A 12,653-nucleotide genomic window follows, 5' to 3' on the forward strand; every position below is an offset into this window, starting at 1 on the left:
TTAATTTTTAAACAGGCTCTTAGATTCTAAAAATTCCGCCTACAGCAATAATTCTCTGGAAAAAGAAAAAGTCTTGTGAAGCTTTATCTTCACTGCTTTGGGTAGTTCTAATATCCTGCATGTTGATGTAACCGCCTTTTAGCTCACCTTGTAAGTAAAAATACTTGAAGAAAGTAAAGTTGATCCCTGCTTTTGCAGATAAACCATATCCGGAAACATGAAAATCATCATGACGTTCTTTTCCTAAAAGAGTCGTATTGGTCTTAGGAAATAAAAGTCCTGCACCCAAACCCTCAGTTAAATTAATTTGAACCTTATCAGTATTAGTGATACCAAACAATTTAGAAATATCGTCATGTCTGGAAACCTCCGTATTAATATAGTTTAGACCGTCAGTATGTTCATACATTAAAAAAGCAGGAGGATTTCCCTGAACACTACCTTTATCAATACCACCTTCCTGAGCACCATATAGAGACATATCTACAGGTCTGTTAATGTAATCTCCGTTGTAAAAAGACCCAGCCTGATCTGCAGGTAAGTTTATGTTTCCTGTAACATTTGCGATCTGATTCTGAGTCATCACATACTTCATGTGGTCCCAACCAACCGAAACACTGTAGTGATCGCTAAAGAAATACCCCATTCTAAAGTTAGTTTGTGGGATCGTCATGTTAGCAGGATTCACGTAATCAAGATGCCATCCTTTTGGCTTATCATGAGCCTTCATATCATTAACTGTAAAGTTGTAATCTTTACCTCTAAAATTGACATCAGATTTAGTATAGCTATCTCTGTTACCTCCCCAGGAAACAAAGAATTTTCCTTTATTGTGAGCGGTGTATCTTTCTACTGCGATTTCTTCCTGAGCAAAAGTGTTTAAAGAAACACACATCAGAAAGAAAAATAAAATTTTTGTTTTCAATGAACTAGTATTAAAAAATTAAAATGAATTAACTGTTTTTCTGATAGCAACTAATTTGGTCATTAAACCTTCAAAATAGTCTAAATGAAGCATGTTAGCACCATCACTTTTTGCATTAGCAGGGTCAAAATGAGTTTCGATAAAAATACCGTCAACCCCAACAGCAATACCCGCTTTGGCAACAGTTTCAATCATATCAGGTCTTCCGCCTGTAACACCTGCAGTCTGGTTAGGTTGTTGTAACGAGTGTGTTACATCAAGAACTGTAGTTGCGTATTGTTGCATTGTAGGGATTCCTCTGAAATCAACAATCATGTCCTGGTAGCCAAACATAGTACCACGATCCGTAACCATTACGTTTTCGTTATGGCAATCTAGTACTTTTTGAACCGCATGTTTCATGCTTTCAGGGCTCATAAATTGTCCTTTTTTCAAATTCACTACTTTTCCGGTATTTGCCGCTGCCACAACAAGGTCAGTCTGGCGAACAAGGAATGCAGGAATTTGTAAAACGTCAACGTATTGCGCCGCCATATCAGCATCTTCATTAGTATGAATGTCTGTTACAGTTGGAACGTGGAAAGTTTCAGAAACTTTTCTTAAAATTTTTAATGCTTTTTCGTCACCAATTCCGGAGAAACTATCAATTCGGGAACGGTTTGCTTTTTTAAATGATCCTTTAAACACATAAGGAATCTGAAGTTTGTCGGTAATACCAACTAATTTTTCAGCAATTCTTAGAGCCATTTCTTCGCCTTCTATAGCGCAAGGTCCCGCCAATAAAAAGAAGTTTCCGCTTTCAGTATGCTTAATTTGTGGAATATGTTGTATGTTCATAATATGATTTTTTGACAGTGCAAAGGTAGTTATGATTTATGAATACGAGATGAAGATTTATGATTATTTTAAGAATCCCGATAGTTATCGGGACTGCCCTCTGCTTTAATATTTTCACTTATAAAAAAAAGCAATATTAAAACATTACAATAAACTCCTAAATGATAATTATCATAATTTGATGAAAAGCAATGAGTGTCTGAATTGCTTATTACAAATAAATTATTCCGTTACTTTTCTACAGCTAGAGAATTGTTGTTTTTTCCGGATCTAAAATAATAGACACCAAATAAAATCTGAACGGTAAAAAATAAAATATTGATAAAAGTATTAATATAAATAACCATTTGAATCTGTGATAAGAAACTTTCCGGATTGTGTAAATTCATTTCAACGAATTGATAGATATTCAATTTTGCAGCCAAAGTAGCGGGAATTGTCAATGATAGATGAATTAAAAATTTCTTTACATCCAGTTTTATATTGTTTACCGAAAGTTTGTAATAATAAAAGCTAACAACGCCAAGAATTACAAACTTAATCAGGTTTGCCATAATCCTTACCGGGATAATAGTAGTGTTCCAGCCAGGAATTATTGAAGATAAGGTATCTGAATTGTAGCCGAAGATATAATAAGGGAATACGATTATAGTTAAAATGGAGAAAATCGTAAAAGCTGTTTTAGTGTTAATCATAATCTATCCCCAAAAAAAATCTTAAATTATACCTTAAGGTTAAATTCTGTTTCTAAAATAGTATTTAATTGATTGTCTTCAAAAGGAATAATTTCTGTAACCCCATTTGTTACTGATTTTACGGCATTTTTAAGTAATATTTTTTTACCTAGCGGATTTTGTAAAACAACAATTAATTTTTGAGTAAAAGAAGAATCCGGGTGTGAGTAATTATAATGATTTGCAGGTTTAAAATCGATCCACCTTTGAGCAGTTAAATCAAACGAATATAAGTTAGACCATTCTTTTTCGATAAGTATTTGCAGTAAATATTCATCTTCTTCCGTTTTAACCAAAGTAAAGGTATCAAAACCCTGCTGAATTTCAGTTCCAATTTCACTCAGTTTCAAAGGCTCTCTAATGCTGTTGCCTCCAAATCCCAAATCAATCAGATATTCTTCATTTTCTATTGTAGCAATTATAGCCAGATGTGTTTTAGCATTCTGGCCAGGATTAACAAGTGGACGCACTGCAATATAATAATGCGGAATGCCAATTTCCTGAAGCATTAACGAAAATATTCCATTAATTTGATAGCAATATCCACCACGATTTTTATCCACAATTTGGGTTACAATATCATCACCAATAAGTGATATCATTTTTCCGGCCTGAACATCAATATTTTCAAAAGGCACACTAAATATCTGGCTTTGCATCAATTTTTTTATACCGTCTAAGTTCAATTTAATTTCTTCCGTAAAATTGATTCTCTTTAGATATTGCTGTAAATCGAAACATGAAGCTTCAATTTTATGTTTTTTTGATTGTTTCATTTATTAAATTTTATGCATTTCTGTGCGAAATTTAAGAGTACGAAGCAAGTGGCTAAAATGCTATTTGTAAAGCTACAAATTCGCAGAGTTTGAATTCAATTTTTTTCTTCTTTTGAAGGAACTTTATGATCAATAGGATATTTTTAGCCTATAAAAAAAATGATTTATTTGCATTAAATATTACTCTTTCTTCAGACTCAATCCCATCGGAACCATCAAAATACCTTTCTCGTAAATGTTCAAATAGAGTTTTAATGGCTTTTTCTGGCCTTCCCATTTAAGTTCGTAAACATTCAGGAAACCGGCTCCCATATCGCTTCTTTTGGTTGGGAAAGGACAACAGGTTTCTAAACGGGTATATGTAATTTTTTCTCCGTTTGGTCCCGCTAAAGCATTCAAAAAACGAGTTTCGTTTAAGGCTTCGTTTCTAGTATTCTGATAAAAGATATTCACGGGATAATCAGGATCAAATCCGTATTTTTTGTCGCTGCTAAAAAGAGTAATTAAAAATGTATTGTCTTTCTTTAAAACTAAATCAGGTGCATTGTTATCTACGTTTTTCAAAGTAGATCTTGTACTTACACAAGAAGTTGCAGTAACTAATAAAATGATAAAAAGAGCTATTTTCTTCATGGTTTTAAATATTGGTCATACAAATGTAATACGTTTTTTGTCACAGAGTATAATGATTAAAAGATTTAAAAAAATCAGTATAAATCAGTTCTATTCGTATTATCTGTGGGCTAATTCATTTTTTTTTGTGAATTCAGTTTTAAGATACCCACTACAATCAGATATTGTGCCACAAGATAAGTTAACATAATAAAAAACGAACTTCTTTCGATTGGTGCATGAAATTTATTGAATGCCAGGATACTATCTGAAGCTACAAACACGGCAGCACCCAGAAAAATGTATAATGCTGCAGGTTTTTTCCAAATCAAATAACCATTAAAAGCAAACAAAAGCATGGTAGAAATTACGGCCGCATATATAATTACAGGTATTTTTAACTCACCTAAATTAGGCATCAAAACAGTAACCATCCCGATCAGGTAGAAAGCAATTAGAAGACTTCCAATTCCAAACAAAATTTTGTTGATCTGAATTTCTCCCATAATTTGTTTGTTAAACAGTACACAATAAGAAATGTGTGCAATCAAAAAAGCAACCAGTCCCAGTATAAAATAGATCTCGGCAATATCAGCAAAAAGCAAGACGACATCTCCAATCCAGGAAAAGAGCAAAGCCGTTAAAAGGATATTTTTGGAAGGGAATTTTCGATAAAAATAAACTCCAAATCCTAATAAAGGGATCAGGGCAGGTTTTAGAAAAAGGTCTAGATTTTCATGTCCTGTTAGCAAAAAAATGAGGTACAGGATGCTAAAGGCAATATAGATTTTAAAAAAAGTGGTATTTCTCATAAGCAGTTTATGAATTTATAATTTGGTTTTGGTTGGTTTTAAAATCGATTGTTACAAAGTAAATCGAAATTAAAAACGAGATACTCAAATAACTCAAAATAATATAATTACTACCGGAAAAAACATGATTTAAGCCAAACCAATCCCCATAATAGGCAATGATTACAATTGCAATTATGAAGCGCAGGCCTTCCCAAAAAATCGCGAATCTGCTTTTGTCCATTAATTCCGTATAACTATAAATCGTCACCAGAATAAATAAACCATAGATAAAGATATTTGGCAGACCTATTTTGGCAATATTATCAAATAAGTAAGTCACAAACAACAATGTAACTAAAACCTGTACAATAGACCAGTAAACTAATTTTTTTGAATTCAGTGTTCCATATTTCTCAAAATCAAAAACGTTGTCAATTTTATTTACAGGATATTTTTCGTCAAAATTTTCAGGACGCCAGCCTGTTGGTTTGAACCAAATAGTGAATTTGTCCTTCCAGTTGTCAGTTCTCCAGGCATCTTTAATTAATAAGGTCAAATGCTGAAAATTAATTCGGATAGGATTCCAGGTACTTGCCGGTCTGGTAATACCAAAAACAGGAGGAACATCCTCTAATTCTGCTTGAAAAGTGCCAAATAGCTTGTCCCAGAAAATAAAAATCTGCGAATGATTTTTATCTAAATATTCCGGATTGATCGCATGATGCACACGATGGTGTGACGGAGTAACCAAAATATATTCAAGGAAACCCATTTTTTTGATGTGTTTGGTATGGTACCAAAACTGTAAAAATAAATGTAATGGCAGTGTAATTGCAATTACGGTAGCAGGAACGCCCAGCAATGCAGCAGGAATCAATAAAAACGTAAATAAATTGGCTAAACTTGCAATAGGCTGACGCAAGGCACAGGCCAGATTAAATTCTTCGCTGCTATGATGAATCGCATGTTTATTCCAAAATAGATTAATCTGATGTGCCCATCGATGGCTCCAATATCCATAAAAATCAATGACAAAAAAAGCAATGCAATAGGAGAGAACGTTAGCTTCTAAATGATAAAGGGCAATTTTAGAAACCATCCATTCATAAGAAATAAAAGTGAGGCTTAATCCCAAAACATCTTTTACAGAATTGGTTATTCCGGAACTTATACTCGATACGCTGTCGATCAAAGGAGCCGTGTCGTCCTTTTTGTAAATGCCGTATATTTTTTCGATTATAATTAATACTAAAAAAATAGGCGTAGCGATAATCAATATTTTTCCATATTCCTCCATAAAAAAACATTCTATTTTATTCAAATATAGAATAAAATAGAATGTTTTTTAAATAATTTTCAATTATACAGTTTAGAAATAAATCCTGGTGAATCATGATTTTTTAAAGCAGCTAAAAAAGTGCCTGTTAATATTGCGAAGAATACTTTAGAGCATAGTTCTTTTTATCCTTTTGATTTTTATTTTCAAACCGTATATATTCTTTCATTCTTTTAAAAAAAACGTATTTAATGGCTAAAACAATCTCATTTTTAGCGTTTACAACACCGTATTTATTGTTTTTCTTTACGATAAATTCTGAAGTAGAATAAATGTCTTCGATAGCGTCAAATTCACATGAAACTACGATTTCATTTTTGCTGCTGATAACACCAAACTTATTTTTATTTTTGAAAACCTGAAAATTACTTTTAGAAAACGAGGCAAAGACTTGTCCTTTTTTTACAAATTCATCAACCGGAATTTCGATTTCGGAGTAGGTATCATCAGCAAGTGTGATGAGGTATTTTTCACCATTTTTAGTAGCGAAAATTTTATTTTGAAAAATAGTATAAAACTCATAATCCTCGCTAATAATTCTATTTCCTTTTTCAGAATATAAACCATTTTTATTTTCTGAATTGGTTACGATATAATAATTCGAAAAAGTTTGGACATCTTGATAGCGAAGCGGAATTATTTCTTTCTCTGAAAAAGGATCTATAATGCCTTCAAGGTTTCCTTTTTTTGCAGAAAACTGATTTTGAAACAGATCATCCTTTTCATAATTTACCGGATAAATGGCATCATAAACAAATGGTTTTAAGACAGAATCTTTTTTAGTAATCAGGCCATACTTCAGTTTGTCGATTGCGATATAAGCTGATTCGCCTGTCATGATATCATCATATTTGCATTCGATTTCATATTCTCCTTTAGAATTGATTACACCTTTTTTATTGGTAATCGTATTCAGAATAAGGTAAGAATCAGCGTCGATGACTTTTTTAAATCGATGATTTTTAACGGACTCTAAAATGGTTTTGCCTTTATTATCGATTATAATAGTAGCATTGTTCTGAAGTGTTACAATCGTTCTGTTCGCTGTAAAATAATCAATATCTTTTGCGTTGTAATTTGTTAATTGCTTTCCTGAGAAATCAAATAGGTCAACAATGTTATTGCTTTGCGCATAAATAATGTCACCATGGTCCATTATAAAATCGTACTTTAAAGGCAGAATTATTTTGTTTAAAGTATCTATAACGCCATTTTTTGTGTTTTTAGAAACCCTGATAAGGCCTTTGTCAAGATAAAAAATATCGTCGTATTCTAATGGAATTCTGATATTTCCTTTGATATCAATATAACCGCGCTTGAATTTTTTATTGATTGTAGTTCCAACTTCATAGAAATTTTTAAGTTCCTCCTTATTGTAAATATATTCGTAAGTTGGTTTGATAACTACATTTGCAAGAGTGTCGATCAAACCCATTTTTCCTTTAAAAGTCCTGAATACGGCATAATTGTTTTCGAAAGCATATACATATTCATAACCAGATGTTTTGTTTTTTACCAATTGCTCACGCAGATTATCAAATTTTTTCTGGCTTAGGGCAATCAAAGGGAATAAAAACACAAGAAATTTAAAGGATTTCATGACTTTAATTTTGGTAAATTATTAGGTTAAAAAACAGATGAGTTGGGCTAAAATAAAAAAGCATTCTAATTTATTCAAATATAGAATAAAATAGAATGCTTCTTTCGTAGATTATTTTGCAATTAAACAATTTCGGCGCTTAGTCCAGCTTCCAAAAGTTGTGTACATTGAGGTTTTAACTTATCCATTGGCCCCGTTTTTACGGTGCATTTTCCGTTGTAATGTACAATTAAGGAACATTGTTCTGCCTGTTCAGGCGTGTGACTGCAAACACGCATTAAAGTGTCAATTACGTGATCGAAAGTGTTTACATCGTCGTTATAAACTATGATTTCGTTGTTGAAACTTGTCGCTTCCTTTTCACGGACTCTTTCTCTTACTTTTTCTTTAGTACTCATGTTTTTAGGTTTTTGTACTGTTGTAATTACTAATTTATTTTGCAGGAGATTTACAATTGAGCAGCTTTTAAAAAGCTAAATCAGGGTAAATCAGTTTAATCTTTGAGGTTCTTAAATTCAGATAATTAACTATCTAATTTACGTATTTTAATGAAACCCAGTTGTTTCTTTCAAACTTTTTAACATATGTTAATCCTTTTTCTGCGCAGGAAGCATCAATAAACGGAATGTCTTCTTCATAAAAACCGCTAAACAATATGATACCGTCTTTATTTAAAGAATCAACATAATGCTGCATATCATTTAATAAAATGTTACGGTTGATGTTAGCAATAATCAAATCGTATTTTTTACCGGCTAATAAAGCGGCATCGCCTTCGTAAACGGTAATGTGTTTGCAATTATTGCGTTCTGCATTTTCGATCGAATTCAAATAACACCAGTTGTCAATGTCGATAGCATCAATGGGTTCAGCGCCTTTCATTTCGGCAAGGATAGCTAAGATCGCAGTTCCGCAACCCATATCTAAAGTTTTCAGGCCTTTAACATCCATTTCAAGCAAATGCTGAATCATCATGTGAGTCGTTTCGTGATGACCGGTACCAAAACTCATTTTTGGCTCAATTACGATATCAAATTCGGCATCAGTTTTTTCATGAAATGGAGCACGAACATGACATTTTCCGTCTACATCAATTGCCTCAAAATTCTTTTCCCATTCTTCATTCCAGTTTACCTGATCGATTTCTTCAATCGTGTATTCGATTTTAAATTCTTCTGATTCTAAAATATAAATGTCATCCAGGATATTCTCATCCCATAAATCCTTTTTTACAAAAGCAGAAATTCCGTTTTCTGTTTCTGTAAAAGTCTCAAACGCTTTTTCTCCTAATTCAGCAATTAAAATTTCTGAACCCGGTTCTTTTGGTTCAACTGTAAAATGGTATCCTAAATATATATTTGACATAAAAAAAATTTTTGCAAAGGTAAGAATCCAAAGTAGAAGTTGTTCATAAATAAATCATATTCTAATAATTATTAGTGTTAATTTTGATTGAAATTTGTAAGTATTTTGGGGTTATGAAGAATATCGTTTTTATTTTGCTCTTTGTGGTACTTAACGGGGCAACTTGTGAGAAGGAACATGAAGTAGTCAGATCGTTTTGTTATTGGAAAACCGGTATGTATTTCCAGAAAGAAGAGGATTCCTTACTAAAGGAGTTGAAAGTGCAGCACATGTACATCCGCTTTTTTGACGTCGACTGGAATCCCTATGCCAAAGAGCCTTTGCCGGTAGCAACAATTAACGAAGTTAGATTGGGTGAAAGTAATCCTGAAATCACTCCGAGTATTTTTATTACCAATGAAGTGGTCTTGCAGTCTGATAAAAAACAATTGGACAGTCTTGCGGTGAGAATTGCGCAACGCGTTCAGAAAGTTGGTGTGAAAATGAATGAAATCAAAGCAGAAAAGAATGCCGAGGCCATTGTATATCCCAAAGATTATTACAAAAATGAAAATTATAAACGCCTGAATTATGATTCTGTAAAATCGATTGAACTGGCCAAACTAAAAGTTGATTTTAAAGAAGTGCTGATCGATTGCGATTGGACAGAAAAATCCAAGGACAATTATTTTTATTTATTGCAACAAATCAAAAAAGGATTTCCAACAGCACAAGTTTCGGCTACAATCAGGCTTTGGCAGTATAAATATGCATCAAAAGCAGGAATTCCCCCGGTTGATAAAGGATTGTTGATGTGTTATAATTTGACAAAACCAGAAGATTTTACTACTAAAAATTCAATAGGAACCAGCGAAGAACTGGCACAATACATCACACATGACAAGTACAAACTAAAGTTAGACATTGCACTGCCTTTATACAGCTGGGCGGTTGTTTTTAGAGGCAATCAGTTCAAAGGAATTTTATCAGATTATGATCAGGTACGGACAGACACCATTAAATTCAGGAAATTATCTGATAGTAAATATGTTTTGCAGGACGATATTTTGGTAGGGCAGACGTATTTGCGAAATGGAGATGAAATCAGGATCGAGAAGATTTCAAACGAAGAACTTGATAAAATGATTTCGATTGTAAAAAGTAAAATAAAGATTGACAGTCAAACGAGAGTGACCTTTTTCTCTTTTGATAAAAAATACATCAACGATTATGGAACCCAGAATATATCCGGCTATTATGCGCGTTTTTAGTAGTTTACTTTTAGTTTTAAGCTTTCAGGTTTCCTTCGCCTGTGGCTGGAGTGTTTCGCCTGAAACCAGCAGACTGGCTTTGTTTAAAGCACAGCGGGAAGGTTTTTTTAAACTGACACCGTTTTATTATTCAGCAGATTATTACTATGCGACAAATACTTTTTCAACTGTCGATCAGGAATTGAATTGTTTAGAGTGGAAGAAAAAATTAGGGAATCTGATAGACACAAAAGATGTTCATACGATTTTGTATGAAACAGATGGAGAACAATTTGAAACTGCTTATGAAACCAAGTCATTGAAAAAAGTATTTGATAAAAATACTTTTATAGAAGCTTTATTATTGCCAAAAAATAAAGTGTTCTTAAATTATATGCTGTTTGCCAAAAAGCTGGAATACAATAGCAATACGGATGTGAGATGGGAATCCTGGAACCAAATTGGTTACAACAGCAAAGATCATAAACTGGCTGATGTCAATGATTTCGAAAAGAAAATAAAAATGGCAAAAGATGCTTTTCTGAAACAGCGTTATGCTTTTTTGATATTGAGATACAGTTTTTATGCCCAGGATAAAAATGAAGTAATCCGTTTGTACGATACTTATCTTTCCTCAAATAAAAAGACCATTTTAGAGCCGTGGGCTTTGTATTATAAAGCTTTGTGCACTGATAATCTTCCTTTACAAAATTATTTACTGAGTAAAGTTTTTGCTTCTTGTGAAGAAAAAACCTTTGCCGTCTTGCAGCATTATAACTGGAAATTAACTCAGGAAACTTTGGCTCTGGCACAAAATGACGAAGAAAGAAGTGTAATTCTTTCTATCGAAAGTCTTCGTAATCCTGCGCCGGATTTAAAAACAATTGAAGAAGTATACAGACTAAGTCCCAATAGTATCAATTTGAGTTTTTTGATAGGAAGAGAAGTCAACAAACTCGAAGACTGGATTTTTACACCGCAATATACCAATGACGGAAGTCCTTCAGTTACATTTGCCGGTACAGATTGGTACGGAGATTATGCCAAAGCCAGAGAAGAAAACCTCAATAAAGACATTTTGCACTTAAGAGCATTAGAATATTTTTTGATTTCGATCAGGGAACAGACTGCAGGTGAGCAAAAAGACTATATTACGGCAGCAATCGCACAGCTTTGTTTTATGGATGATGATATTGTCTTAGGGAAAAAATATACGGATATGATTTCTGACAAAGCCAACGCATCGATACAAATGCAGAAAAATATTCAGCTGGCTTTAGTATCATTAAAGCAAGATAACCTGAAAAGAGAAGAGGTTCAAAACCAACTTTTTAAATATTTTGATTCTGTCGAAAATTTGGTCGAAACGGATAATGGATTGTTTAAAAACCTATACAGTTTATATCGAATTGCCAGTGGAGAATTTTCGAAACAAGGTGATCGTGCTGTAGCAGGCTTATTAATGATGAAATCAGATATTAAAAGCGAAGGAGTGTACTCTTCTTATGACAGCAGGTATTTTTACAGTTATATAGGCTATTTTGACAGAACGGCAACCACAGAAGATATGGATCGTTTGATGGCTTTACAACAGAAAAAAGATAAAACACCTTTTGAGAAATATATTTGTTCCGGAACAATAGCGCCAGATATCAATTATTACAAAGACCTTAAAGGAACAATTGCTTTTAGAAACAATAATTTAGAATTGGCTTATGAAACCTTTGCAAGTATGCCTAAAGATTTTTGGGAGAAGACTTATGCATTTAAAGATTATCTGAATGAAAATCCGTTTACGCCAAAAATCCTTCAAACGGATAAAGAACGAAAATTTGATTACCGTTTTAATAAAACAGAATTTATTGCCAAATTGATTCAGCTGAAAAAACAAAACACAGCTTCGTCCAATTTGCAATTGGCACACGCTTATTTTAATGTTTCGTATTTAGGAAATTCCTGGATGATGTCAGCTTACGACTGGACATCTGGAGAGTCCTATATTGATTATGTATATGGAGACAACTCAGAGAAGGAGAAAACGTATCAAAAAGGAAATTATTACGGATTGGCCATGGCGAAATTATATTATGAAAAAGCGCTGAAATTGTCTAAAAACAATAACGAAAAAGCAATGGCCAGTTTAATGATTTTTGAATGTAGTTATTACGGTCATTATGCCAATATGGTTTCAGCTGAAGAAGAGGCAAAAAATCCGTTTAAAGCAGGCAAGGAGTTGGTTAATTTTTATTCGATTTACAAAACAACGGCAACATTCAAAAAGTACAATTGTCCTTTATTGCATTCATTTATCAACTAATATTTTTTACCATATAAGGGTATAAGAAAATTTAAGTCTGGCTTTGAGTAAAGACAAAGAAGCATAAAAAAAGCGTTCGCACAGCGAACGCTTTTTTTATAGTAAAAATCTAAAAATCTAAAAATCTA

The 12,653-nt window shown here is 32.9% G+C and carries 12 protein-coding genes; 2 read left to right on the top strand and 10 right to left on the bottom strand.

Annotated elements, in window-relative coordinates; all coding sequences use genetic code 11:
• Positions 1–19: 19 nt before the first annotated feature.
• From B0A67_RS21495 to prmA, 10 genes are all read right to left on the bottom strand, one after another.
• Positions 20–925 carry a hypothetical protein gene (locus B0A67_RS21495; RefSeq protein ID WP_072965062.1) on the bottom strand — a complete coding sequence of 302 codons (906 nt, stop codon included), beginning with the start codon at positions 923–925 and terminating at the stop codon, positions 20–22.
• Positions 926–943: 18 nt separating this feature from the next.
• On the bottom strand, positions 944–1,762 hold the full coding sequence (gene kdsA, locus B0A67_RS21500; protein WP_072965061.1) for a 3-deoxy-8-phosphooctulonate synthase: 819 nt from the start codon (positions 1,760–1,762) through the stop codon (positions 944–946).
• A 230-nt stretch (positions 1,763–1,992) separates the two neighbouring features.
• On the bottom strand, positions 1,993–2,457 hold the full coding sequence (locus tag B0A67_RS21505) for a hypothetical protein (protein ID WP_072965060.1): 465 nt from the start codon (positions 2,455–2,457) through the stop codon (positions 1,993–1,995).
• Positions 2,458–2,483: 26 nt separating this feature from the next.
• Positions 2,484–3,272, bottom strand: coding sequence for an arylamine N-acetyltransferase family protein (locus B0A67_RS21510; protein ID WP_084074683.1), 789 nt, complete (start codon positions 3,270–3,272; stop codon positions 2,484–2,486).
• 180 nt (positions 3,273–3,452) lie between these two features.
• The gene (locus B0A67_RS21515; RefSeq protein ID WP_072965059.1) at positions 3,453–3,905 is read right to left on the bottom strand and encodes a 2-dehydro-3-deoxyphosphooctonate aldolase; all 453 of its coding nucleotides are present in this window, start codon (positions 3,903–3,905) and stop codon (positions 3,453–3,455) included.
• Between the two features lie 110 nt (positions 3,906–4,015).
• Positions 4,016–4,696, bottom strand: coding sequence for a lysoplasmalogenase (locus B0A67_RS21520; protein WP_072965058.1), 681 nt, complete (start codon positions 4,694–4,696; stop codon positions 4,016–4,018).
• Between the two features lie 7 nt (positions 4,697–4,703).
• Complete coding sequence (locus B0A67_RS21525; protein WP_072965057.1) at positions 4,704–5,975, bottom strand: sterol desaturase family protein; 1,272 nt, start codon at positions 5,973–5,975, stop codon at positions 4,704–4,706.
• 127 nt (positions 5,976–6,102) lie between these two features.
• Complete coding sequence (locus B0A67_RS21530; RefSeq protein ID WP_072965056.1) at positions 6,103–7,614, bottom strand: WG repeat-containing protein; 1,512 nt, start codon at positions 7,612–7,614, stop codon at positions 6,103–6,105.
• Positions 7,615–7,736: 122 nt separating this feature from the next.
• A complete protein-coding gene (locus B0A67_RS21535; protein ID WP_041517785.1) occupies positions 7,737–8,012 on the bottom strand; it encodes an ATP-dependent Clp protease adaptor ClpS in 276 nt (91 codons plus the stop codon).
• Positions 8,013–8,145: 133 nt separating this feature from the next.
• The gene (prmA, locus tag B0A67_RS21540) at positions 8,146–8,979 is read right to left on the bottom strand and encodes a 50S ribosomal protein L11 methyltransferase (protein ID WP_072965055.1); all 834 of its coding nucleotides are present in this window, start codon (positions 8,977–8,979) and stop codon (positions 8,146–8,148) included.
• 113 nt (positions 8,980–9,092) lie between these two features.
• On the opposite strand from prmA, the gene B0A67_RS21545 reads away from it, so the two are divergent.
• A complete protein-coding gene (locus B0A67_RS21545) occupies positions 9,093–10,229 on the top strand; it encodes a hypothetical protein (RefSeq protein ID WP_072965054.1) in 1,137 nt (378 codons plus the stop codon).
• The gene (locus B0A67_RS21550) at positions 10,189–12,525 is read left to right on the top strand and encodes a hypothetical protein (RefSeq protein ID WP_072965053.1); all 2,337 of its coding nucleotides are present in this window, start codon (positions 10,189–10,191) and stop codon (positions 12,523–12,525) included. The genes B0A67_RS21545 and B0A67_RS21550 overlap by 41 nt, the downstream gene beginning before the upstream one ends.
• The last annotated feature ends 128 nt before the right edge of the window (positions 12,526–12,653 follow it).

The sequence above is a fragment of the Flavobacterium aquidurense genome, assembly GCF_002217195.1.
Taxonomy (GTDB): domain Bacteria; phylum Bacteroidota; class Bacteroidia; order Flavobacteriales; family Flavobacteriaceae; genus Flavobacterium; species Flavobacterium frigidimaris.